This is a genomic window from Pseudomonas sp. NPDC086566 (genome assembly GCF_050280885.1).
Lineage (GTDB): Bacteria > Pseudomonadota > Gammaproteobacteria > Pseudomonadales > Pseudomonadaceae > Aquipseudomonas > Aquipseudomonas vlassakiae.
Genome location: NZ_JBNNWD010000005.1, coordinates 47,517 through 69,660 on the forward strand (window position 1 = coordinate 47,517; position 22,144 = coordinate 69,660).

The 22,144-nt window shown below is 62.4% G+C and carries 21 protein-coding genes; 7 read left to right on the forward strand and 14 right to left on the reverse strand.

Going from position 1 to position 22,144, the window contains the following annotated elements; all coding sequences use genetic code 11:
- Nucleotides 1-22: 22 nt before the first annotated feature.
- From nagZ to ACQKPS_RS12650, 3 genes are read right to left on the reverse strand one after another with little or no spacing between them, the layout of a single operon-like run.
- Nucleotides 23-1,021 carry a beta-N-acetylhexosaminidase gene (nagZ, locus tag ACQKPS_RS12640; RefSeq protein WP_427604624.1) on the reverse strand — a complete coding sequence of 333 codons (999 nt, stop codon included), beginning with the start codon at nucleotides 1,019-1,021 and terminating at the stop codon, nucleotides 23-25.
- A 22-nt stretch (nucleotides 1,022-1,043) separates the two neighbouring features.
- Nucleotides 1,044-1,568: a L,D-transpeptidase gene (locus tag ACQKPS_RS12645; protein ID WP_254480798.1), complete on the reverse strand. Its 525-nt coding sequence runs from the start codon at nucleotides 1,566-1,568 to the stop codon at nucleotides 1,044-1,046.
- A gap of 40 nt (nucleotides 1,569-1,608) precedes the next feature.
- The gene (locus tag ACQKPS_RS12650) at nucleotides 1,609-2,316 is read right to left on the reverse strand and encodes a TetR/AcrR family transcriptional regulator (protein WP_254480799.1); all 708 of its coding nucleotides are present in this window, start codon (nucleotides 2,314-2,316) and stop codon (nucleotides 1,609-1,611) included.
- A gap of 212 nt (nucleotides 2,317-2,528) precedes the next feature.
- Between ACQKPS_RS12650 and lexA the strand changes: the two genes are divergently transcribed.
- A complete protein-coding gene (gene lexA, locus ACQKPS_RS12655; protein WP_283724106.1) occupies nucleotides 2,529-3,137 on the forward strand; it encodes a transcriptional repressor LexA in 609 nt (202 codons plus the stop codon).
- 13 nt (nucleotides 3,138-3,150) lie between these two features.
- Nucleotides 3,151-3,627, forward strand: a complete 477-nt coding sequence (gene sulA / locus ACQKPS_RS12660; protein WP_254480801.1) for an SOS-induced cell division inhibitor SulA — start codon at nucleotides 3,151-3,153, stop codon at nucleotides 3,625-3,627.
- 39 nt (nucleotides 3,628-3,666) lie between these two features.
- Here the strand turns inward: sulA and ACQKPS_RS12665 are convergent, their stop codons facing one another.
- The 7 genes from ACQKPS_RS12665 to ACQKPS_RS12695 form a co-directional block, all read right to left on the reverse strand.
- Entirely contained in the window at nucleotides 3,667-3,900 is a 234-nt protein-coding gene (locus ACQKPS_RS12665) for a hypothetical protein (protein WP_054883489.1), read from the reverse strand.
- Between the two features lie 50 nt (nucleotides 3,901-3,950).
- Nucleotides 3,951-4,466 carry a DUF6586 family protein gene (locus ACQKPS_RS12670; protein WP_283724105.1) on the reverse strand — a complete coding sequence of 172 codons (516 nt, stop codon included), beginning with the start codon at nucleotides 4,464-4,466 and terminating at the stop codon, nucleotides 3,951-3,953.
- A gap of 126 nt (nucleotides 4,467-4,592) precedes the next feature.
- Nucleotides 4,593-7,205 (reverse strand): type I DNA topoisomerase, encoded by a 2,613-nt coding sequence (gene topA, locus ACQKPS_RS12675; RefSeq protein WP_427604314.1) that lies wholly within the window; start codon nucleotides 7,203-7,205, stop codon nucleotides 4,593-4,595.
- A gap of 100 nt (nucleotides 7,206-7,305) precedes the next feature.
- Nucleotides 7,306-7,557 (reverse strand): DUF1653 domain-containing protein, encoded by a 252-nt coding sequence (locus tag ACQKPS_RS12680; protein ID WP_054883486.1) that lies wholly within the window; start codon nucleotides 7,555-7,557, stop codon nucleotides 7,306-7,308.
- Between the two features lie 79 nt (nucleotides 7,558-7,636).
- Entirely contained in the window at nucleotides 7,637-8,812 is a 1,176-nt protein-coding gene (gene fadA, locus ACQKPS_RS12685) for an acetyl-CoA C-acyltransferase FadA (protein WP_003248768.1), read from the reverse strand.
- Between the two features lie 31 nt (nucleotides 8,813-8,843).
- Nucleotides 8,844-10,991, reverse strand: a complete 2,148-nt coding sequence (gene fadB, locus ACQKPS_RS12690) for a fatty acid oxidation complex subunit alpha FadB (protein ID WP_176506123.1) — start codon at nucleotides 10,989-10,991, stop codon at nucleotides 8,844-8,846.
- 471 nt (nucleotides 10,992-11,462) lie between these two features.
- The gene (locus tag ACQKPS_RS12695; RefSeq protein ID WP_254480805.1) at nucleotides 11,463-11,900 is read right to left on the reverse strand and encodes a hypothetical protein; all 438 of its coding nucleotides are present in this window, start codon (nucleotides 11,898-11,900) and stop codon (nucleotides 11,463-11,465) included.
- Nucleotides 11,901-12,010: 110 nt separating this feature from the next.
- On the opposite strand from ACQKPS_RS12695, the gene ACQKPS_RS12700 reads away from it, so the two are divergent.
- A complete protein-coding gene (locus ACQKPS_RS12700) occupies nucleotides 12,011-12,451 on the forward strand; it encodes a universal stress protein (protein WP_065862000.1) in 441 nt (146 codons plus the stop codon).
- Nucleotides 12,452-12,507: 56 nt separating this feature from the next.
- On the opposite strand, the gene ACQKPS_RS12705 is transcribed toward ACQKPS_RS12700, so the two are convergent.
- Nucleotides 12,508-14,436, reverse strand: coding sequence for an ATP-binding cassette domain-containing protein (locus ACQKPS_RS12705; RefSeq protein WP_313202136.1), 1,929 nt, complete (start codon nucleotides 14,434-14,436; stop codon nucleotides 12,508-12,510).
- 222 nt (nucleotides 14,437-14,658) lie between these two features.
- On the opposite strand from ACQKPS_RS12705, the gene ACQKPS_RS12710 reads away from it, so the two are divergent.
- The gene (locus ACQKPS_RS12710) at nucleotides 14,659-16,587 is read left to right on the forward strand and encodes a transglycosylase SLT domain-containing protein (protein WP_427604318.1); all 1,929 of its coding nucleotides are present in this window, start codon (nucleotides 14,659-14,661) and stop codon (nucleotides 16,585-16,587) included.
- A 63-nt stretch (nucleotides 16,588-16,650) separates the two neighbouring features.
- On the opposite strand, the gene ACQKPS_RS12715 is transcribed toward ACQKPS_RS12710, so the two are convergent.
- Both ACQKPS_RS12715 and ACQKPS_RS12720 read right to left on the reverse strand, forming a co-directional pair.
- A complete protein-coding gene (locus tag ACQKPS_RS12715) occupies nucleotides 16,651-17,454 on the reverse strand; it encodes an MOSC domain-containing protein (protein ID WP_427604320.1) in 804 nt (267 codons plus the stop codon).
- A gap of 56 nt (nucleotides 17,455-17,510) precedes the next feature.
- A complete protein-coding gene (locus tag ACQKPS_RS12720; RefSeq protein WP_254480809.1) occupies nucleotides 17,511-18,446 on the reverse strand; it encodes a chemotaxis protein CheV in 936 nt (311 codons plus the stop codon).
- A gap of 350 nt (nucleotides 18,447-18,796) precedes the next feature.
- On the opposite strand from ACQKPS_RS12720, the gene ACQKPS_RS12725 reads away from it, so the two are divergent.
- The 3 genes from ACQKPS_RS12725 to ACQKPS_RS12735 all read left to right on the forward strand — a co-directional run bounded on the left by ACQKPS_RS12725 (nucleotide 18,797) and on the right by ACQKPS_RS12735 (nucleotide 21,222).
- Nucleotides 18,797-19,306, forward strand: a complete 510-nt coding sequence (locus tag ACQKPS_RS12725) for a histidine kinase (protein WP_427604322.1) — start codon at nucleotides 18,797-18,799, stop codon at nucleotides 19,304-19,306.
- 369 nt (nucleotides 19,307-19,675) lie between these two features.
- The gene (locus ACQKPS_RS12730; RefSeq protein WP_427604324.1) at nucleotides 19,676-20,566 is read left to right on the forward strand and encodes a sensor histidine kinase; all 891 of its coding nucleotides are present in this window, start codon (nucleotides 19,676-19,678) and stop codon (nucleotides 20,564-20,566) included.
- On the forward strand, nucleotides 20,563-21,222 hold the full coding sequence (locus tag ACQKPS_RS12735; RefSeq protein WP_254480812.1) for a response regulator: 660 nt from the start codon (nucleotides 20,563-20,565) through the stop codon (nucleotides 21,220-21,222). Before ACQKPS_RS12730 ends, ACQKPS_RS12735 begins: the two co-directional genes overlap by 4 nt.
- On the opposite strand, the gene yegS is transcribed toward ACQKPS_RS12735, so the two are convergent.
- Nucleotides 21,206-22,093 (reverse strand): lipid kinase YegS, encoded by an 888-nt coding sequence (gene yegS / locus ACQKPS_RS12740; protein WP_254480813.1) that lies wholly within the window; start codon nucleotides 22,091-22,093, stop codon nucleotides 21,206-21,208. The genes ACQKPS_RS12735 and yegS overlap by 17 nt on opposite strands.
- Nucleotides 22,094-22,144: the final 51 nt, after the last annotated feature.

Consider the following 22,144-nt stretch of genomic DNA (forward strand, 5'->3'; position numbering starts at 1 on the left):
ACCCGCGAAGAAGCCAGCAAGGTCAATCGACCAGCTGTGCGTCCTTCAACGCCCCCAAGGCCTCCAGCCAACGCGGCTGCTGGCGATAATCGGTACGCGCAAACCCACGCCCGCGCATCTGCGCAATGCGCGGCGACGGCTTGACCTTCAAACGCTGCGCAGCCGTCAGCGCCAGCTCCGCCGCCGCCCGGTCGTTGCACACCAGGCCCATGTCGCAACCAGCACTCAGCGCCGCCTCGATGCGATTGGCGGCATCACCCACCACATGCGCACCAGCCATCGACAGGTCGTCACTGAAGATCACCCCGTCGAAGCCCAGCTCACCACGCAGAATGTCCTGCAGCCAACGCCGCGAGAACCCGGCTGGCTGGTTGTCGACCTGCGGGTAGATGACATGCGCCGGCATCACCGCTGCCAGTTGCCGGCTGAGGCGGGAGAACGGCACCAGGTCCGCCTGGCGCAGCTGCTCGAGGCTGCGCTCATCGGTAGGAATCGCTACGTGCGAATCCGCCTCGGCCCAGCCATGCCCGGGGAAGTGCTTGCCGCAAGCCGCCATGCCCGCCGCATTCATGCCGCGAATGAATGCGCCAGCCAGCTGCGTGGCACGCTCAGGGTTGCCTTCGAAGGCACGGCTGCCAACCACCGCGCTGCGCTGGTGGTCGAGGTCAAGCACCGGAGCGAAGCTCAGGTCCAGGCCGACCGCCAGCACCTCGGTGGCCATCAGCCAGCCGCACTGCTCGGCCAGGTACTCGGCATTGGCATTGTCGGCGATGGCGCGCATCGCCGGCAGGCGTACGAAGCCCTGGCGTAGGCGCTGCACGCGCCCGCCTTCCTGGTCGACCGCAAGGATCAGGTCGGGACGAACGGCGCGAATCGATGCGCACAGCTCACGCACCTGGCGTGGACTGTCGATGTTGCGGGCGAAGATGATCAGGCCGGCCACTTGCGGCTGGCGCAGAAGCTGGCGATCTTCGGCAGTCAGCCATTTACCGGCGATATCCACCATCAGGGAGCCTTGCAGGCTGGCGGTCATAGGCAATCCTTCATTGCAGATTCAGTGAAGCCCAGTGGGGGCAGGCGGCCTCGTCGATGCGCACCGGGCAATGTGCCGGGACGCGCTCGAAAAGGCCAAGCAGGTCGATGTTACGCAAGCGTATGCAGCCATGGGACAGCGGCACGCCCAAGGGTTCCGTGTCTGGCGTGCCGTGCAGATAGATGTGGCGGCGAAAGGTGTCAACGCTACTCAGGCGGTTGACGCCCGGCTCGCAGCCACTGAGCCAGAGGATACGGGTCAGGATCCAGTCGCGCCCGGGATGCTGCGCGTGCAGCGTCGGCGACCAGACCTCACCGGTCCAGCGCCGGCCTTGCAGCACGGCATTGACTGGCAAGCCTGCGCCGATACGAGCACGCACCTGGTGCAGCCCGCGCGGTGTGCAACCCGAGCCGTTGCGCTCACCTGCGCCATTACGTGCGGTGGAGACTGCGAGGCGCACGCGCAGCTGGCCATGGGCAAAACCGTAGAGGCGCTGGTCGGCGAGAGAAATGTGCAGGAAATCGAGGTCAGGCATGGGCGCTAGCTTAGCCGAAGCGCCCTGCCCCGCCCAGCCTTCAGGCCTTGGCGGTGGTGCTGCCGGTCTTGCTGCGTGGGCGCAGCTGGGCGCTGGCCATGGCGCTGTCGGTGACACCGCTGTCGGCACGCATGCCAGCGGCCAGGAAGGGCACCATCAGGCGCATGACCTGCTCGATCGACGTGTTGATACCGAAATCGGTCTCGGCAATGGCACGCAACGCCTTGATCCCGGACATGCTGAACGCCGCGGCACCGAGCATGAAGTGTACGCGCCAGAACAATTCCAGCGGAGGAATGCGCGGTGCAGCTTCGTTGACCAGCAGCATGTAGCGGCGGAATACCTTGCCGTACATGTCCTCGAGATAGCGCCGCAAATGGCCTTGGCTCTGACTGAAGGCCAGGCCCAGCAGGCGCATGAAGATCGACAGGTCGTTGTTGCTGCGTGGTTGCACGACCAATGCCTGCTCCACAAGCATTTCCAGCAGCTCTTCCAGGCTGGGCTTTTGCTCGGGCTTGGCCTGCCGCCGCTCCAGCTCACGTTCGAGGCTGGCGCAGAACGGCCCGAGGAAGCGCGAGAAGACCGCCTGGATCAGGGCTTTTTTCGAGCCGAAATGATAATTGACCGCTGCGAGGTTGACCCCGGCCTTGCTGGTAATCAGCCGCAATGAGGTTTCCGCGAAGCCTCGTTCCGCGAACAGCTGCTCGGCAGCATCGAGGATGCGTTCAACGGTTTCAGATTGGGCCATCACTACTCCGCCAGACAGAGACAAACAGGTGTTTGAAACATACGTTTCAGCCCTGCTGATGTCAAGGCTCGGTGACCGGGCGGTCGCCATTTAAAAGCGCCAGACTGCAGGCTGCAAGCGTCATCCTGCGTATTTCCTGCACCTTTGTGCTTGCAGCGTATGCAGTACTGTATATAATCCCAGTCACTGTATAAAAAGACAGAGCGCCTGCCATGTTGAAACTGACGCCACGCCAAGCCGAGATTCTGGCCTTCATCAAACGCTGCCTCGAAGACAACGGCTTCCCACCCACGCGTGCGGAAATCGCTCAGGAGCTGGGCTTCAAGTCGCCGAATGCCGCCGAGGAGCACCTCAAGGCCCTCGCCCGCAAAGGCGCGATCGAAATGACCCCGGGCGCTTCCCGCGGCATCCGTATCCCGGGGTTTGAGGCCAAGGCCGAAGAAAACGGCTTGCCAATCATTGGCCGGGTCGCTGCTGGCGCTCCTATCCTCGCCGAGCAGCACATCGAGCAATCCTGCAACATCAACCCGACCTTCTTCCACCCCCCTGCCGACTATTTGTTGCGCGTGCACGGCATGAGCATGAAGGACATCGGCATCTTAGACGGCGATCTGCTGGCGGTGCACACCTGCCGCGAGGCCCGTAATGGCCAGATCGTCGTCGCCCGCATCGGCGACGAAGTGACCGTCAAGCGCTTCAAGCGTGAAGGCAGCAGGGTCTGGCTCATCGCCGAAAACCCCGAATTCGCCCCTATCGAAGTCGACCTGAAAGAGCAGGAACTGGTGATCGAGGGTTTGAGTGTCGGCGTCATTCGCCGCTGATCCAGGAGGCGTCATGCAGCAGTCCATCCAAGCACATCAGCAGGTCCAGCTTCCGCTGTTCGAAGCGTTCCTCGCCCAGCCGGTACTGCCTGGCCTTAAGGCCAGCGAGCAGGCACGCAAGAGCAGCCGTCCGGAGCTGTTCAGCGAACTGTCCCTGCGTGGCGCCCCCGAACACTGCCAGAGCCTGTTGGCGCCGGTATTGCGTGAGCTGAGCGAGGAGCAAGAAGCACGCTGGCTGACGCTGATTGCCCCACCGGCCAGTCTCACCCAGGCCTGGCTGCGCGATGCCGGGCTTAACCGCGAACGCATCCTGCTGCTGCATGCCCGGGGCAATCAGAGCGCACTGCAGCTGGCCTGCGAAGCGTTGCGCCTAGGCCGCAGCCACACCGTTGTCAGCTGGCTTGGCAGCGTCAACGCTACCGCTCGCCAACAACTGCTACGCGCTGCCAGTGCCGGAAACGCACAAAGCCTGAACATCCGCCTCGGCTGATGTTCAGGCTTTGCCTATGAAGCAGTGCAAGCGCGCACTTCAGTGCAGCACACGTGGCCCTTCGTCGCGCTCCAGCTCACCCTCTACCAGGCGACCTGCCATCTGCACGCCAACGCTCAGCATCGCCTTGGCGACCTCGACATGCTGGCCCTGCAGGAACGCCTTGGCGTCTTCCGAAAAATCCAGGGTTACCAGGGAGCCTTCATCCTCGGCGCGACGCAGCTCGATACGGCCATCAGGCAACTCGACAATTTCCAGAAACGACGTAGACATATAGGGCAGTTCTCCACGAAAGGCAGGTAGTGTACCAGCCGTTGCAGCTATCAGCACTCACTCAACGCGTCGCGGAAACGTCTCACCAAGCCTTTAAGATTGTTGCGCCAACTTTCCAACTCTTCCCTCGACAACGCAGGATGCTCGGGCTCATCGAGATTGACGGCCTGTATCAGCGGCTGGGTGACGTCGGTTTTTGCTGTTTTTTTCGCGACCGGTGGTCGGAACAAATCGGCATAAGCGCTGAGCAGTTGCGCCAACCAGGTTTCGCGCTGGCGAACCAGTTCGAGCATTTCGGCCACTTCAGGGATGGCGATGGTGTTCAGTGCATCATCGGCGAGCGCCTGCTCGACCGAAGCCACTACGGGCAGACGGTAGAACCCACCGATTTCATGACACAGCCCCAGCAGTGCGCCGTACAGGTGAAACAGCGCCGACTCACGCTCGGCCTGGACCAGGCCTTGGGCGTTCATGGCCTGGCTCTGTTCGGCCTTGGCCATGGATTCGAGGGCCAGCCCTGCGAAGAACAGTTTCTGGTTGGTGCGGGTGTAGAGTTCCTGGGCCATTTTCAGTGCCCTCCGTAAGGCTGCGAGGCGGATAGCTGCATCATAAATGATTGGGGCCGCTTTGCGCCCCTTCGCGGGCTTGCCCGCGAAGGGGCGCAAAGCGGCCCCAGTTACTGCACTGATTGGTCAGCGCTTGTCTTCGACCTTCCAGCTACCACCGTCATAGAAAGCCTTCCAGCCAGTCGGCTTGCCATCGACCTCGGACTGCACGTACTGCTCCTTGGTCTTGCGGCTGTAACGAATCACCGCCGGGCGCCCTTCCGGGTCTTTCTGCGGCGCATCGCACAAGAAGTGGTACTTCGGATCGATCTCGTGCTTGTGCGGCACGATCTCCAGCACCAATGGTGCACGGGTTTCGCGGTTTTTCGGGAACTGGCTGGCCGCCAGGAACAGGCCCGAAGCGCCGTCACGCAGCACGTAGGTGTCGTCGACCTTTTCGCACTTGAGCTCCGGCATTTCCACCTTGTCCATTTTCGGTGGTGCGGCCTCACCGCTCTTGAGCAGCTTGCGGGTGTTCTTGCACGCCGGGTTGGTGCAACCGAAGAACTTGCCGAATCGGCCCGTCTTGAGCTGCATCTCGCTGCCGCACTTGTCGCACTCCAGGCTCGGCCCTTCGTAGCCCTTGATACGGTAGCTGCCCTCTTCGATCTCGTAACCGGCGCAGTCCGGGTTATTACCGCAGATGTGCAGCTTGTGCTTCTCATCCAGCAGGTAGGCATCCATCGCCGTGGCACAGATCGGGCAACGGTGCTTGCCCAGCAGCACGCGCGATTCCGATTCACCCTCATCGTCCGCCGCAATCTCGTCGCCCGGGACCAGGTTCACGGTGGCCTTGCACCGCTCTTTCGGCGGCAGGCTGTAACCCGAGCAACCGAGGAACACACCGGTGGAAGCGGTGCGGATCATCATTGGCCGGCCACATTCCTTGCACGGAATGTTGGTCATGGTCGGCTGATTGGCACGCATGCCGCTCTCTGCAGACTCGGCAGTCAGCAGTTTCTTGCTGAAGTCACCGTAAAACTCGTCGAGCACGTTCTTCCAGTCACGTTCGCCCTGGGCCACGTCGTCGAGGTTCTCTTCCATGTCGGCAGTGAAGCCGTAGTCCATCAGGTTGGAGAAGCTCTCCGAAAGGCGCTCGGTGACGATATCGCCCATCTTCTCGGAGTAGAAACGACGATTGTGCAGGGTGACGTAGCCGCGGTCCTGAATGGTGGAAATGATCGCCGCGTAGGTCGACGGGCGGCCAATACCACGCTTTTCCATTTCCTTGACCAGGCTGGCTTCAGTGAAGCGCGCCGGTGGCTTGGTGAAGTGCTGGCTCGGGTCGAGCTGGATCAGCTTGAGCGCTTCGCCCTGGGCCATTTCCGGCAGCACATCATCTTCGCCCGGCTTGCTCTGCTGTGGCAGCACCCGGGTGTAACCGTCGAACTTGAGAATGCGGCCTTTGGCACGCAGTTCGAAATCACCAGCGGCCACGGTGACGCTGGTGGACAGGTATTGCGCCGGAGGCATCTGGCAGGCCAGGAACTGGCGCCAGATCAGCTCGTACAGGCGCTCCGCGTCCCGCTCCATGCCGCTGAGCTTGGTGGGGTGGGTATTGACGTCGGAAGGGCGTATCGCCTCGTGCGCTTCCTGGGCACCTTCCTTGCTGCCATACACCAGCGGGGCTTCCGGCAGGTACTGCTTGCCAAACTCGCGCTCGATGTAGCTACGCGCCATGTCCAGGGCATCTGCCGACAGGTTGGTCGAGTCGGTACGCATGTAGGTGATGTAACCCGCTTCGTACAGACGCTGAGCCATCATCATGGTCTTCTTCACCCCAAAGCCCAGGCGGTTGCTCGCGGCCTGCTGCAAGGTGGAGGTGATGAACGGGGCCGACGGTTTGCTGCTGGTCGGGCGGTCTTCGCGCTTGACCACGCTATAGCTGGAGGCCTTGAGCTTGTCCAGCGCCGCCATGGCCTGAGCTTCGTTCAGCGGCTTGAAGGCCTCGCCCCTCTCGCGCGCCACTTCGAAACGCACTTTGGCGTTCTTGGCGGTGCCAAGGTCGGCGTGCACTTCCCAGTATTCTTCGGGGACGAAGGCACGGATCTCGCGCTCACGCTCGACCACCAGCTTCACCGCGACCGACTGTACACGGCCGGCCGACAGGCCGCGGGCGATCTTGGCCCACAGCAGCGGCGAGACCATGTAGCCCACCACGCGGTCGAGGAAGCGCCGCGCCTGCTGGGCGTTGACCCGGTCGATGTCCAGCTCGCCAGGCTGCGAGAATGCCTCCTGGATCGCTTTCTTGGTAATTTCGTTGAACACCACGCGCTTGTAGCGGGTGTCGTCACCACCGATGGCTTCGCGCAGGTGCCAGGCAATGGCTTCCCCTTCGCGGTCCAAGTCGGTTGCGAGATAGATGGTGTCGGCGTCCTTGGCCAGGCGGCGCAGCTCTTCGATCACCTTCTCCTTGCCGGGAAGGATCTCGTACTTGGCTTTCCAGCCGTGCTCGGGGTCGACGCCCATGCGCGCCACCAGCTGGCGACGGGCCTTCTCTTTCGGCGACAGCGCCGGAGCCTCACCCGCAGCAGCCTTGCCACGCTTGGCGGCCGGCTCTTTGCTTGCGCTGGCCGAACCGCTGGTGGGGAGGTCTCGGATATGGCCGATACTCGACTTCACCACGTACTGGTTGCCCAGGTACTTGTTGATGGTCTTGGCCTTGGCCGGGGATTCCACAATGACCAGCGATTTGCCCATGGATCGGAGTATTCCTGAATCTGAAGATGAAAAACGCGTCAGGTGCCGGACGCGGCACCGCTATATATAGTGGCAAAAGAGTGAGGTCAAGCGTGGTCGATCACGCTTGCGACTTGCCAACCAACTCCGGCAGCCCTTCTTCGACCTTGACCAAAGCAAAGCGCGGCACCTGCTCGCCGTCAACCTCGACGGACTCCTGGAACATCGCAAGGGGCCTCACCCAGAAGCTGTAATCACCATACAGGCATTGGTAGAAGACCATCCACTCTTCATTCTCCGAGTGCCGTGCAACACTGAAGACACGGTACTCAGGCCCTTTGTAATGCCGGTATACGCCTGGTTGTATCTGCATGCCGCGCTTCCCCCTGAAACAAATTCTGTAAAAAACAAAAGCCGGGGCACAAGGCCCCGGCTGCTGTCCCGCTACGCGATCAGACGCGTTCGAAGACAGTGGTGATACCTTGACCGAGGCCGACGCACATGGTCGCCACCCCCAAGGTACCGCCGTTCTGCTTCATGACGTTGAGCAGGGTGCCGGAAATCCGTGCGCCGGAGCAACCGAACGGGTGGCCCAAAGCGATGGCGCCGCCGTGCAGGTTAACCTTCTCATCCATCTTGTCGAGCACTTTCAAGTCTTTGAGCACTGGCAGGGCCTGTGCAGCGAAGGCTTCGTTGAGCTCGATGAAGTCGATATCGGCCATGGTCAGGCCGGCGCGCTTGAGGGCTTTCTGGGTCGAAGGCACCGGGCCGTAGCCCATGATCGCCGGGTCGACGCCGGCCACCGCCATCGAGCGGATCACCGCCAGTGGCTGAATGCCCAGGTCCATGGCGCGCTGGCCGGACATGACGATCATGCACGAAGCGCCGTCGGTGATCTGCGAGGACGTACCTGCCGTCACGGTGCCGCCCTTCGGGTTGAACGCTGGCTTCAGCGAGGCCAGGCCTTCGAGGGTGGTTTCCGGGCGAATGGTCTCGTCGAAGTCGAAGACCTTCAGGAAACCGTTCTCGTCATAGCCCTGCATCGGGATGATTTCGTCCTTGAACTTGCCCTCGACCGTCGCCTTGTGGGCGAGCTGGTGCGAGCGCAGGCCGAACAGGTCCTGCTGCTCGCGGGTGATGCCATGCATCTTGCCGAGCATTTCGGCGGTCAGGCCCATCATCCCGGACGCCTTGGCCGCGTGCAGCGACAGGTGCGGGTTAGGGTCGACACCATGCATCATGCTGACGTGGCCCATGTGCTCGACGCCGCCGACCACGAACACATCGCCGTTGCCGGTCATGATCGCCTGGGCGGCGGTGTGCAGCGCGCTCATCGACGAGCCGCACAGGCGGCTGACGGTCTGGGCGGCCGAGGTGTGCGGGATCTGGGTCATCAACGACGCCATGCGGGCGATGTTCCAGCCCTGCTCCAGGGTCTGGTTGACACAGCCCCAGATCACATCTTCGACTTCTTTCGGGTCGACCTTGCCGTTGCGTTCCAGCAGCTTGCTGATCAGGTGCGCAGACATGTCTTCGGCGCGGGTGTTGCGGTGCATGCCACCCTTGGAGCGGCCCATGGGGGTGCGACCGAAGTCGACAATCACCACGTCTCTTGGATTCAGGCTCATATCAAATCTCTCGCTCTAGCTCGTTGACCACTCAGTTGAAGAAGCGCTGGCCGTTCTTGGCCATTTCACGCAGCTTCGCGGTCGGGTGGTACAGCGGCCCAAGGTCGGCGTACTGGTCGGCCAGGGCAACGAATTCAGCCACACCGATCGAGTCGATGTAGCGCAGCGCACCACCTCGGAAGGGAGGGAAACCGATGCCGTAGACCAAGCCCATGTCGGCTTCGGCGGCGGTCTCGACGATGCCGTCTTCCAGGCAACGCACGGTCTCCAGGCACAACGGCACCATCATCCAGTTGATGATGTCTTCGTCGCTCACTTCACGCTGCTCGAAGACGATCGGCTTGAGCACATCCAGCACGGTCGCATCGAAGACTTTCTTCGGCTTGCCGCGTTTGTCGGTCTCGTAGGCATAGAAGCCCTTGCCGTTCTTCTGGCCCAGACGGTTGGCCTCGTAAAGGGCGTCGACGGCCGAGCGGCGCTCGTCCTTCATGCGGTCGGGGAAGCCTTCGGCCATCACGTCGCGGCCATGGTGGCCGGTGTCGATGCCGACCACGTCCATCAGGTAGGCCGGGCCCATCGGCCAGCCGAACTTCTCCATGACCTTGTCGATGCGCACGAAGTCGACGCCAGCGCTGACCAACTTGGCGAAACCGCCGAAGTACGGGAACAGCACACGGTTGACCAGGAAGCCCGGGCAGTCGTTGACCACGATCGGGTTCTTGCCCATCTTCTTGGCGTAGGCCACGGTGGTCGCGACTGCTACTTCACTGGACTTCTCGCCACGGATCACTTCCACCAGCGGCATCATGTGCACCGGGTTGAAGAAGTGCATGCCAACGAAGTTTTCCGGGCGCTTGAGCGCCTTGGCCAGCAGGTTGATGGAAATGGTCGAGGTGTTCGAGGCGAGAATCGCGTCCTCTTTCACCTGGCCCTCCACTTCGGCCAGTACCGCCTGCTTGACCTTCGGGTTCTCGACCACGGCTTCGACGACGATGTCGACGTTGGCGAAGTCGCCATACGACAGGGTCGGGCGAATGGCGTTGAGCGCCTCGGCCATTTTTGCCGGGGTCAGGCGGCCTTTCTCGACGCGATTGCCGAGCAGCTTGGAGGCCTCGTTCAGGCCCAGCTGGATGGCTTCCTCGCGGATGTCCTTCATCAGGATCGGGGTGCCCTTGACCGCCGACTGGTAGGCAATGCCGCCACCCATGATGCCGGCGCCGAGCACGGCAGCCTGCTTCACGTCGTGGGCGATTTCGTCATGGGCCTTGGCCTTGCGCTTGAGTTCCTGGTCATTCAGGAACAGGCCGATCAGGCTTTCGGCAACCGAGGTCTTGGCCAGCTTGGCGAAGCCCGCGGCCTCGACTTCCAGGGCCTTGTCACGGCCGAAGTTGGCGGCCTTCTGGATGGTCTTGATGGCCTCGACCGGCGCCGGGTAGTTCGGGCCGGCCTGGCCAGCGACGAAGCCCTTGGCGGTCTCGAAGGCCATCATCTGCTCGATGGCGTTGAGCTTGAGCTTTTCCAGCTTGGGCTGGCGCTTGGCCTTGTAGTCCAGCTCGCCACTGATGGCTCGCTTGATCAGGTCCAGCGCACCGGGCAGCAGCAGCTCAGGGGCGACCACGGCATCGACGGCGCCCACTTTCAGGGCGTCTTCGGCACGGTTTTCCTTGCCGGCGGCGATCCACTCGATGGCGTTGTCCGAGCCGATCAGGCGCGGCAGGCGCACGGTACCGCCGAAGCCTGGGTAGATGCCCAGCTTGACTTCGGGCAGGCCGATCTTGGCGCTGCTGGACATGACCCGATAGTCTGCTGCCAGGCACATTTCCAGGCCGCCGCCCAGGGCGATGCCGTTGATGGCCGCCACGGTCGGCACTTCGAGGTCTTCGAAGGCGTTGAAGATGCGGTTGGCTTCCAGGTTGCCGGCAACCAGTTCGGCCTCGGGCAGCTTGAAGTTGTCGACGAATTCGGTGATGTCGGCGCCGACGATGAACACGTCCTTGCCACTGCTGACGATCACACCTTTCACCGAGGCGTCGGCCTTGATGGCGTCGACGGCCTGGCGCAGCTCGTCCAGGGTCAGGCGATTGAACTTGTTGACGGACTCACCCTTGAGGTCGAACTTCAGTTCGACGATGCCGCTTTCAAGAGCCTTAACCGTGATGGCTTTACCTTCGTAAATCATCAACTGATCTCCACGATATGGAAGCTGAACTGTACACGCCGATCGCTGGTGGAAGAGTAGGTCTTGCCGCCCTTGCCCCAGGCACACCCGTCAGCGCGCTAGTCGGGATTCTGTATGAGCGGTATGACATACAAACGCTCAATTCATACGCCCGTTTGATTTGGGTATGCACACATTCACCGAAAAGATCGGCGTTGTCAAATGCTCAGGAACAGGGTGAAAACGCGACTTTGCGGTCATTTTGTATCGCCGATGGGTAAAACATGATGACAGTGATTACCGATCATTCATGTGAGCGATTGACCACAAGCAAACTACGGGCGCTGCATTTATTTCATGCACACGGCCAGGGAATGGCTACACTGCCACTGGATTCAGGAATTTCCCGGCCTGCCTGGCCTTTTCTGCGTGGCAGAAACGACAAAGCGGCAACCTGTTAGCTACCGGGTTGCCGCTTTGTCGTTGTGGCTATCAAGCCAGGGTGTCGAAGGCGTGGGCAATATCCTGCAATACAGATTTATCCCCGCGCTCGCTCCAGTACAGGGCAAGCATGCGCTTGTCAGCCTCGACCTTGTAGACGGTTGCCGGCAGGCGCATGAACACTTCGTTAAGGCGCGGCTCTTCGCAGGCTTCCTTCCACTGGTTCCACCAGACACCAGGGCTGACCTGCCAGTAGCACCAGCTGTCTTCACGCCCGCGACTGCGCCCACGGTGATATTGCGGGCACGGGCTCGGCGGCGCCTGCTCGAACCAGTGTGGCCACTGCTGGGGGGCCAGCTGCATGGCCAGGCCCATGCGCCGCGCCTCCAGGCGCAGGCTCATCTGCTGCCCCTGTTTGCGCGACAGGCGCAGCCAGGACAGCGGACTGAGAATCAGCGCAAGGATTGACACCACTAGCCATACCGTCATATCAGTAGATTCCATAAAGCGTTGCAAAAGAGCGGGTTAGTCGGTATTCACGGATGACCTGCCGGAAAGCGACCATACTTCTACTATCGCGATTGTCAGGAGTGCAGCCCATGTCCTACGAACATCTTCTGGTCGCCGTCGACCTCACCGAGGAATGCGACCCGGTGATCAAGCGTGCCATGAAGCTCGCCGAGCCCACAGGCGCCAAGGTGTCGCTGGTGCATATCGTCGAACCGATGGCCATGGCCTTTGGCGGCGATGTACCGATGGACCTGTCGCAACTGCAACAGCAGCAGTTCGACCAGGCCAAGGAGCGCATGGACCGCCTGTTCAACAAGTATCCCGACATCAATCGTGGCGACTCGCACCTGACCTACGGCCAGCCGCGCCAGGAAATCCACCAGCTGGCCAAGGAGCAGAAGTGCGACCTGATCGTGGTCGGCAGCCACGGCCGGCATGGCCTGGCCTTGCTGCTGGGTTCCACTGCCAATGACGTGCTGCATGGGGCGCCATGCGATGTGCTGGCGGTGCGTTTGCAGAAAAAAGAATGATTTAGCCTGTACCGGCCCCTTCGCGGGTTTACCGCGAAGGGGCCAATGAAGGCTGATCAGCCTTCCAGCTCAGCCCACCGCTCCACCAGCGCATCCAGCTCAGCTTGAAGCTTCTCGATCCTGGCCAGCACTGCCGAGGTCTCGGCAATCGGCCGCTGATAGAAGCCAGCAGCGTTCACCTCTTCCTGCGCCTCGGCCATGCGTTGTTCGACCTCATCGATCTGCCCCGGCAGCATTTCAAGCTCGCGTTGCAGCTTGTAGCTGAGCTTTTTCTTCGACGTATCGGCAACCGGCGCAGCTGGCGCAGGCGCAGCCACTTCCACCGGCTTTTCGACCACGGCACTGTTGAGCTCGGACTTGCCGCCCTTGCTCTCGGTCACGCCGAGCAGCTTCGCCGAGCCGCCCTGGCGGATCCAGTCCTCATAGCCACCAACATACTCGCGCACCTTGCCCTCACCTTCGAATACCAACGTACTGGTGACGACGTTGTCGAGGAAGGCCCGGTCGTGGCTGACCATCAGCACGGTACCCTTGTAGTTGGACAGCACCTCTTCCAGCAACTCGAGGGTTTCCACATCCAGGTCGTTGGTCGGTTCGTCGAGCACCAGCAGGTTGGCCGGCTTGCTGAACAGCTTGGCCAGTAGCAGGCGCGCCCGCTCGCCTCCGGACAGCGCCTTGACCGGCGTACGCGCGCGCTGCGGGCTGAACAGGAAATCGCCCAGGTAACTCAGCACATGGCGGTTCTGACCATCGATCTCGATGAAGTCACGGCCTTCGGCGAGGTTGTCGATGACGGTCTTTTCCAGGTCGAGCTGGTGGCGCATCTGGTCAAAGTAAGCCACTTCCAGCTTGGTGCCGCGCTCGACCTTGCCTGCGGTGGGCTCCAGGTCACCGAGCATCATCTTCAACAGGGTGGTCTTGCCGGTACCGTTGGCACCCAGCAGGCCGATACGGTCCTGGCGCTGCAGGACCATGGAGAAGTCCTTGACCAGCAGCGGGCCATCGGGATGACGGAAGCTGACGTTCTCCAGCACCATCACCTGCTTGCCGGATTTGTCCGCCGCTTCGATCTGGATGTTCGCCTTGCCCTGGCGTTCGCGGCGCTCGCTGCGCTCGACGCGCAGGGCCTTGAGTGCACGCACACGGCCTTCGTTACGGGTACGACGGGCCTTGATGCCCTGGCGAATCCACACCTCTTCCTGGGCCAGGCGCTTGTCGAACAGCGCATTGGCGGTTTCTTCGGCGGCCAGCGCGGCCTCCTTGTGCACCAGGAAGCTGGCGTAGTCGCCGTTCCAGTCGATCAGGCCGCCGCGGTCCAGTTCGAGAATGCGCGTGGCAAGGTTCTGCAGGAAGGAACGGTCGTGGGTGATGAACAGTACAGCACCGTTGAAACCGCGCAGGGCTTCTTCGAGCCAGGCGATGGCCCCGATGTCCAGGTGGTTGGTCGGCTCGTCGAGCAGCAGCAGATCGGGCTCGGACACCAGCGCCTGGGCCAGCAGCACGCGGCGGCGCCAGCCACCGGAGAGCTCGGCGAGGGTCTTGTCGGCGGGCAACTGCAGGCGGCTCAGGGTGCTTTCCACCACTTGCTGCAGGCGCCAGCCGTCGCGGGCTTCCAGCTCGTGCTGAACGTGCATGAGCTTTTCCAGATCTTCATCGTTCTGGATGTTCTGGCTCAGGTGATGAAACTCGGCGAGCAACTCGCCGACGCCATCCAGGCCTGCCGCGACCACATCGAACACCGTACGCTCGTCGGCAACCGGCAGCTCCTGTGGCAGCTCGCCGATCTTCAAGCCAGGGGCGCGCCAGATCTCGCCATCGTCGCCCTTCTGCTCGCCCTTGACCAGGCGCAGCATGCTCGACTTGCCGGTGCCGTTACGGCCGATGATGCACACCCGCTCGCCACGGGCGATCTGCCAGGACACTTTGTCCAGCAGCGGCATCGCGCCGAATGCGAGGGACACATCGCTGAATTTGAGCAGGGTCATGTTCGTCTCCAGAAAGCGGGCGCGCATTCTACCTGACTTGGCCCTTGCCGGCATTAAGTACACTGCCGTACAGGGGCTTGGCGACGCCCGGTCAGTGTTAATGCCTGGTTACAAGCACAGCGCTATCACCCGCCGCCGGCAAACGGCTAAGCTAAGGCAATCAGATTTCAACAGTGCTGGCTTCGCCGTCACTTCCCCATGGTTCAACTGCCCGGACGTATCATGCGCAGCCGCCTGTTACAGATTGCTTCCTGCCTGCTGCTCACTGCCGCCACCGCCAATGCGGCGCAGGCCATCGACCTTTCTTTGCAACGCCAATATTACGACGAGGCCAAACGTGCGCTGGCCAAGGGTGACAAGGGGCCCTACCTGCGCTACGCCGAACAGCTGCGGGACTACCCGCTCACGCCGTACCTGGCGTATGACGAACTGACTGCGCGCCTGAAGACTGCCAGCAACGAGGAAATCGAGGGTTTCCTGGCCAAGCACGGCGACCTGCCCCAGGCCAACTGGATGAAACTGCGCTGGCTGCGCTGGCTGGCCGAACGCGGCGAGTGGAACACGTTCGTCAAGTACTACGACCCCAAGCTCAACTTCACCGAGCTGGACTGCCTCAACGGCCAGTACCAGTTGAGCCACGGCCAGCGCGCCGAAGGCTTCGCCAGTGCGGAAAAGCTGTGGAACGTCGGCAAGACGCAACCGGCTGCCTGCGACACCTTGTTCGGCATGTGGGCCGCGGAAGGCCAGCTGACCGAGGCCAAGCGCTGGAACCGCGCCAAGCTTGCAGCCCAGGCGCGCAACTACGCACTGGCCAACAACATGGTGCAAGGCCTGACCACGCTCGGGCCTCAGGGCCGGCTGCTGATCGACGTGGCACAGAAGCCGGAACTGCTCAACCAGCCGTCGCGCTTCATGCCGGCCACCGAGGCCATGTCCGACGTGGTCAGCCTCGGCCTGCGCCGCCTGGCCCGGCAAGACCCTGACCGGGCCATGGCGCTGCTCGACGACTACGCCCAACGCATGCATTTCTCTCGTGACGAGAAGGTCGCCATCGCCCGCGAGATCGGCCTGACCCTGGCGCGCCGCTACGACCCGCGCGCGCTCGACCTGATGACCCGCTACGACCCCGAACTGCGCGACAACACGGTGAGTGAATGGCGCCTGCGCCTGCTGCTGCGCCTCGGCCGTTGGGAAGACGCCTACGAGCTGACCCGGCGTCTGCCGCAGGACCTGGCCGGCAGCAACCGCTGGAAATACTGGCAGGCCCGCACCCTGGAGCTGGCCCAGCCGAACAACCCGCAGGTTCCATTGCTGTACAAGAACGTGGCACGCGAGCGTGACTTCTATGGTTTCCTCGCGGCTGACCGGGCCAAAACGCCTTATCAGCTGAACAACCGGCCACTGCTGCTGAGCCCGCAACTGGTCAACAAGGTGCGCAACACCCCCGGCATCCAGCGTGCCCTGGAGTTCCACGCGCGTGGCCAGGTAGTCGAAGGCCGCCGCGAGTGGTACCACGTCAGCCGTCACTTCAACCGCGACGAGATGGTCGCCCAGGCACGCCTGGCCTACGACATGCGCTGGTACTTCCCGGCCATCCGCACCATCAGCCAGGCGCAGTACTGGGACGACCTGGATGTCCGCTTCCCCATGGCCTACCGCGATACCCTGGTGCGTGAAGCCAAGGTGCGTGGGCTGCATTCGAGCTGGGTGTTCGCCATCACTCGCCAGGAAAGCGCCTTCATGGAGGATGCCCGTTCCAGCGTCGGTGCCAGCGGCCTGATGCAGGTGATGCCGGCCACCGCCAAGGAAACCGCACGCAAGTTCAGCATCCCGCTGGCCTCGCCGCAGCAGATGTTCAACCCGGAGAAGAACATTCAGGTCGGTGCGGCCTACCTGAGCCAGGTGCACGGCCAGTTCAACGGCAACCGGGTGCTGGCGTCGGCGGCCTACAACGCCGGTCCGGGGCGTGTGCGACAGTGGCTCAAGGGCGCCAAGCACCTGAGCTTCGACGTGTGGGTGGAATCGATCCCGTTCGACGAAACCCGCCAATATGTGCAGAACGTGCTGTCGTATTCGGTGATCTACGGGCAGAAGCTCAACGTGCCACAGCCGCTGGTGGACTGGCATGAGCGGTACTTTGATGACATGTGATCAGTGCTGAACCTTCACCGGCCTCTTCGCGGCGGTTCGGCGCCGCGAAGAGGCCAGGACAGGTTATTCGAGCACTTCGACTTCCATTCCCACTTCAAGCCAGCCACTGCCATCCACGGCCAGGTTCTGCCCGAACAGGATGTCGCCTTCCTTCTCGCGGAAAGTCTTCAGGGTCGTCAACGGCTCACGGTCAGCACTGCGTTCCCCGGTCGCCGGGTCGAGGGTGGTGAAGATGCACCGGACACTGGGTTTGAGCACTCGAAACTCCAGCTCGCCAATGCGGATCCGCTTCCAGCCGTCCTCGGCAAACGGCTCAGCCCCCTGCACCACCAGGTTTGGCCGAAAACGCAGCATTTCCATGGGCCGGCCAATCCGCCGGTTCAAGTCATCCAGCGAGCCTTGCCCGATCAGCAACAATGGAAAGCCATCAGGGAACGCCGCACGGTCGCTGTTCAGGCCGTAACCATTGGGCAGGTAGCGTGCCCGCTGCTCTGGGCAATGCACCAGGCGCACCGACTTGCCAAGCCATTGCGACAGCCAGGCAGCCACCTCGTCACCTGCGTCCGGCACACGCAAGGTATCGCGCCAGATGGTCACACCGCGCAGCGAATCGTCGGCGGCAGGTACCGCCACTGGCAACGGCGCCTGCCCGGGCAGCTCAAGCAGCAACTCACCCGTCTGGCTCGCGCTGGCCTTCAGCTGGCCCAGTTGGGGCCAGGCACGCTGAGTGAGGAAGCGTCCATTCTCTTCCTCGACTATCATCCAGCGTCGGTCGCCCTGCAGCCCTAGCAGCCCCACCGGTGAACCCTGCAAGCATTGCGCCTGGCCCGACTTCACCGGGTATCGATACAACTCACTGAGAAACATCCCTGCCCGCCTCATGCCTTGTCAAAAGCCAAGCTTATACCTGGCTGGCCGTGGGATCACGCGTGGCCGCCATCCAGCAGCAGGCGCTGCTTGACCACATCGACCAGGCGATCGGGCTGGAACTTGGAGAGGAAATTGTCACAACCGACCTTTTTCACCATCGACTCGTTGAAACTGCCCGACAAGGAAGTGTGCAGCACCACGTAGAGCTTGCGCAGGCGCGCATCGCTGCGAATCTCGGTGGTCAGCCGATAGCCGTCCATCTCGGGCATTTCCGCATCGGTGAAGACCATCAACAGCTTCTCGCAGACGTCCTCCCCCGCGTCGGCCCAGCCCTTGAGCAGGCGCAAGGCTTTCAGGCCATCACTGGCCACGTGCAGCTTCACCCCGAGTTGCGACAGGGTATCGCGCAGTTGCGCCAGGGCCACGCTGGAGTCATCCACCAGCAGCACTTCACGGCCACGGGCGCGCGCCAGCACCGGGTCGGCCAGTTTGTCGCCGGAGACCCGGGCGTTGTAAGGGACGATCTCGGCCAGCACTTTCTCCACATCGATCACTTCGACCAGCTTGTCATCCACTTTGGTGATGGCGGTCAGGTAGTGCTGGCGCCCGGCACTTGAAGGCGGCGGCATGATGGATTCCCAGTTCATGTTGACGATGCGATCGACGCCACCCACCAGGAACGCCTGCACCGAGCGGTTGTACTCGGTGACGATGATGGTGCTGTCCGGCCCTGGCTGCAGCGGGCGCATGCCGATCGCCTGGGACAGGTCGATCACCGGCAGGGTCTGCCCACGCAGGTTGACCACCCCACAGACGAAGGCGTGGCGCTGCGGCATCAGGGTCAGCTTTGGCAGTTGCAGTACTTCCTGCACCTTGAACACGTTGATTGCGAACAACTGGCGACCGGCAAGGCGGAACATCAGGATTTCCAGACGGTTCTCACCCACCAGCTGCGTGCGTTGGTCTACCGTGTCGAGAATGCCAGCCATTGGAAAACCCCCAGGTTTATGTCGAAAAATAGGAAATGATCCGTCCTGTATCGGCGCTTTTCTGCGTATCTTGACCCCGGCGAAAAAATGCCCTGCAGGGCGATTGATATCACATTAGCATCATGCTTTACTGCGGCGTGTCCTGCTTGGATCCATTTCAACGCAACCTGTCGCACCCTAGGCGCCATCAGGGAAACCCCTAGTAGCAATCAGGTGCAACCTGATGTTCGCGATATCCTTTAGCCATTAATGTGACGCCATTCTCACTGCATGAATGGAGTCAGGCTTTTGCTAGCGATCGATATGGCGTGGCCATCCCCTGCTCCAGCCCAACGCGCCGGAGTGACTTGATGGACAGCAGCGTCTCCAACTTCGACACCCTGCAGGACTTCCTGCTGGATGCCCAGGTCTTGCTGACCCAGTCCCAGGAATGCCTGCAGCATCTGGAACTGATCAGCAATGACCCGGACGCCTGTCAATGCCTGAACAGCACCCTCCAGACCCTGGCCCGACGCGCCAGCGCCCTGGGCCTGCTAGAAGTCGCCCACTACGCCAGCGTCCTGCACCGACTGCTGGCGCCGGCGTGCAAGCAGCAGTGCCTGGACCACGCCGTTCTGCCAGCGCTCAATGCCTGCCTGACCTTGCTGGCCTGGCAACTGGAACTGATCGATGTGCGCACCGGCCGCCTCGCGCTCGATGCCTGCGAGCAGGTAACGTTGCTGAGCGAACTGGCAGTTGCCCTGAATCAGCCGTTGCCGCAAACGTGTGCGTCCTGCAACGAAAACGCCAGTAACTGCTTGCATCCGCGCACCACCGTTTCGGGCAGGTCATCAGCCAACGGCCCCGCGCAGCACCACTAGGCAGCTGGTTCAACCCGCCCAAAGAGGCATGACTTGCGGGGGTTAATTCTTGCGTTCATCCCGGTGCACTTGCGCCGTCTGTTGCTGGTTGAACCTGTGGTGGTCATCACAGGACCGGGAGGTGGCATTTTGATACTCAATTTGCCTGCCCCGCACCGCTCCCGAGCCCGGAAATGCTTAGGTTTCAAAGCATTGCCCAGCGCGACCAAATTGAACCGAAGTGTTAAGATGCGCGCACACAAATGCTGGCCGGCTCCCCCTGTTTCGCATCAGGCCGCCCTCGCCATTTGTTGCAAGCACAGTTCCAGAACCTCTGCCAAGAGGTGTGCACAGCCCCCATCAGCAAGACTTCAGTGGCTTCTCAACTCTATGTCCCCACGCTTGAAGATATCTCTGCGTTGCCGTTCACGCACCACATTGCTGCGCTGGGTGACGGCAATGCTGTGCGTGGTGTCCCTGCTTGCCAACCTGGCGCTGTATGCTGGCGGGCAAGGCATGCCGGCCAGCCTGTTGTTGCTGCAGCTGGTGGCCACGCTTGGCGTCTGCTGGCACCTGAGCCACGGTGCCAAGTCGATCAGCCTGCGCCCGGCGGAGCTGGCCGGGCGCATGCTTCAGGTCCAGGAGACAGAGCGCCAGCACCTGAGCCGCGAACTGCACGACGACATCGGGCAGCTGCTGACTGCTGCCAAGATGCAGCTGGATTGGCTGCAACGCCGTGTACCGAGCGACTTGCAGGCGCACTGTGGCAGCTTGCGCAGCACCCTCGAAGACACCTTGAGCAAAGTGCGCGACGTTTCCGCCCTGCTCAACCCGCGGCAACTGGCCAGCCTCGGTCTTGAGGCCAGCCTGCGGGCACACCTGGTACGCACCTTGGCAAACACCGAAGTGCACTGGAGCCTGGAATGCCATCAACGCCTGGGCGGCATTTCCGAAGAAGTCGCCATGGCGGCGTTTCGCATCACCCAGGAGGCAGTCACCAACATGCTGCGCCATGCCCGGGCTCGCAACCTGACCATCCGCCTGCAGCGCAGTGCTGCAGGGCTTGCCCTGTCGATCCAGGATGACGGCCAGGGCTTCGTCCCGGTTGCCAATCCGGCCGAGGCCGGCCAGCGCGGCATGGCCGGCATGCAGGAACGCGCCACCGCCCTCAACGGCAGCATCGCGATCACCAGCCAGCTCGGCCTGGGCACGACGATCGACGTGCTGTTCCCGTGGCCACCCCGTATTCATGAACGCGCCAGGACTACCGCTTCAACATGACCTGTAGATTGCTGCTGGTGGATGACCACTCGCTGATCCGTGCCGGGGTTCGCGCCCTGGTATCCGACATCCCAGGCTACACCGTGGCTGGCGAAGCCGATGATGGCGACCAGTTGCTCGAGCAGGTTCGGCAACTGGCACCCGACATCGTCCTGCTGGACATTTCCATGCGCTCGACCAGCGGCCTCGATGCCCTCACCCAACTTCGCGCCACGGGTAACCCCTGCAAGGTACTGATCCTGTCCATGCACACCGACCCGGACCTGATCATGCGGGCGCTGGAAGGTGGTGCCCACGGTTACCTGCTCAAGGATGCCACGGCGACCGAGCTGGAGCAGGCCTTGGCCGCGCTGCGCAATGGCGAGCGCTACCTCAGCCCGGCCATCGCCCATACGGTGATCAACCAGGCGCTGATGCGCGCGCAACACGGCAAGCAACCCGGCCTCGACCGCCACAACCTCACCGCACGGCAACTGGAGATCCTGCGCCTGATCGTACGCGGCAAGTCCACCCGCGAAATCGCCGCTGGCCTGGGCCTGTCGATCAAGACCGTGGAAACCCACCGCTCGCAGATCATGAAGCGCCTGCAGATCTACGACGTGGCCGGCCTGGTACTGTTCGCCGTGCGCGAGAAAATCATCAGCCTGGACGACTGATCAGCGGTGAATTCAACGGCAGGTGCAGGCGCAGCGCACCTGGCAACGCCGCAAAGCGCAGGCTGTCGGCCTGCAGCGGCTCGCCATCGAGGTTGATGTCCAGCCCCTGCGAACAGGTGATCTCGACCCAGGGCAAACGCGCCCGCACGAACAAACCTTCACCCGCCAGCAAATCACGAAGGGCGCCTACCATTTCCTGGGGTGCTGGCAGGATGGCGATATCGAGCAGGCCATCATCGACTTGCGCTTCCGGGCACAATACTTGTCCGCCACCGGCCTGGCGACCGTTGCCGATCCCCAACGCCAGCAGGTCGCCCTGCCACTCGAAGCCCGGCCCTGACAGCTCGACCGAAGCGGCTTGCAGCTCGCTGAAGCGCGACAGCCCGGTGAACAGATAGGCCGCAGCGCCGAGCATTTTCTTCAGGTCTTCAGAAGTATTGGCGGTCACCTGGCTGCCGAAACCGCCTGTGGCCATGTTCAGGAACAATTGATCGCCCACTTGGCCCAAGTCGATCGGCCGTGGCGGCAGCTCCAGCAGCGCCAAGGCCTCGGATGGCTCAAGGGAAATGCCGGCGGCCCTGGCGAAGTCGTTGGCCGTTCCCAGCGGCAGCAGCGCCAGGCTGGCTTCGCTGCGTGCCCGGCCCATGGCTTCGGCGACGTCGCGCAAGGTGCCGTCACCCCCGCCAGCGATCACATGGCTGTACCCGGCCGCCAGCGCTTCGCCTACCAGCCGCTGGGCATCGCCACCTTCCCAGGTCACCCGCACATCCAGCGTCCAGCCACGTTCGCGCAGGGCGCTCACGGCGTGGCGCACCGCTTCGTTCATGGCCTGCTTGCCATGCAGGATCAAGATTGCCTTGCGCTGTGGCATGACGCGTCTCCAGGGGGTTGGCTCAGTCCAGATCTCGACCACAAAGTCTGC

What these genes read in the sequence shown, in the direction of transcription:
- ACQKPS_RS12645 (WP_254480798.1), bottom strand. Translation starts at nt 1,568, where the DNA reads ATGCCTGACCTCGATTTCCTGCACATTTCTCTCGCCGACCAGCGCCTC.
- ACQKPS_RS12650 (WP_254480799.1), bottom strand. Translation starts at nt 2,316, where the DNA reads ATGGCCCAATCTGAAACCGTTGAACGCATCCTCGATGCTGCCGAGCAG.
- lexA (WP_283724106.1), top strand. Translation starts at nt 2,529, where the DNA reads ATGTTGAAACTGACGCCACGCCAAGCCGAGATTCTGGCCTTCATCAAA.
- sulA (WP_254480801.1), top strand. Translation starts at nt 3,151, where the DNA reads ATGCAGCAGTCCATCCAAGCACATCAGCAGGTCCAGCTTCCGCTGTTC.
- ACQKPS_RS12665 (WP_054883489.1), bottom strand. Translation starts at nt 3,900, where the DNA reads ATGTCTACGTCGTTTCTGGAAATTGTCGAGTTGCCTGATGGCCGTATC.
- ACQKPS_RS12670 (WP_283724105.1), bottom strand. Translation starts at nt 4,466, where the DNA reads ATGGCCCAGGAACTCTACACCCGCACCAACCAGAAACTGTTCTTCGCA.
- topA (WP_427604314.1), bottom strand. Translation starts at nt 7,205, where the DNA reads ATGGGCAAATCGCTGGTCATTGTGGAATCCCCGGCCAAGGCCAAGACC.
- ACQKPS_RS12680 (WP_054883486.1), bottom strand. Translation starts at nt 7,557, where the DNA reads ATGCAGATACAACCAGGCGTATACCGGCATTACAAAGGGCCTGAGTAC.
- fadA (WP_003248768.1), bottom strand. Translation starts at nt 8,812, where the DNA reads ATGAGCCTGAATCCAAGAGACGTGGTGATTGTCGACTTCGGTCGCACC.
- fadB (WP_176506123.1), bottom strand. Translation starts at nt 10,991, where the DNA reads ATGATTTACGAAGGTAAAGCCATCACGGTTAAGGCTCTTGAAAGCGGC.
- ACQKPS_RS12695 (WP_254480805.1), bottom strand. Translation starts at nt 11,900, where the DNA reads ATGACGGTATGGCTAGTGGTGTCAATCCTTGCGCTGATTCTCAGTCCG.
- ACQKPS_RS12700 (WP_065862000.1), top strand. Translation starts at nt 12,011, where the DNA reads ATGTCCTACGAACATCTTCTGGTCGCCGTCGACCTCACCGAGGAATGC.
- ACQKPS_RS12705 (WP_313202136.1), bottom strand. Translation starts at nt 14,436, where the DNA reads ATGACCCTGCTCAAATTCAGCGATGTGTCCCTCGCATTCGGCGCGATG.
- ACQKPS_RS12710 (WP_427604318.1), top strand. Translation starts at nt 14,659, where the DNA reads ATGCGCAGCCGCCTGTTACAGATTGCTTCCTGCCTGCTGCTCACTGCC.
- ACQKPS_RS12715 (WP_427604320.1), bottom strand. Translation starts at nt 17,454, where the DNA reads ATGTTTCTCAGTGAGTTGTATCGATACCCGGTGAAGTCGGGCCAGGCG.
- ACQKPS_RS12720 (WP_254480809.1), bottom strand. Translation starts at nt 18,446, where the DNA reads ATGGCTGGCATTCTCGACACGGTAGACCAACGCACGCAGCTGGTGGGT.
- ACQKPS_RS12725 (WP_427604322.1), top strand. Translation starts at nt 18,797, where the DNA reads ATGGACAGCAGCGTCTCCAACTTCGACACCCTGCAGGACTTCCTGCTG.
- ACQKPS_RS12730 (WP_427604324.1), top strand. Translation starts at nt 19,676, where the DNA reads ATGTCCCCACGCTTGAAGATATCTCTGCGTTGCCGTTCACGCACCACA.
- ACQKPS_RS12735 (WP_254480812.1), top strand. Translation starts at nt 20,563, where the DNA reads ATGACCTGTAGATTGCTGCTGGTGGATGACCACTCGCTGATCCGTGCC.
- yegS (WP_254480813.1), bottom strand. Translation starts at nt 22,093, where the DNA reads ATGCCACAGCGCAAGGCAATCTTGATCCTGCATGGCAAGCAGGCCATG.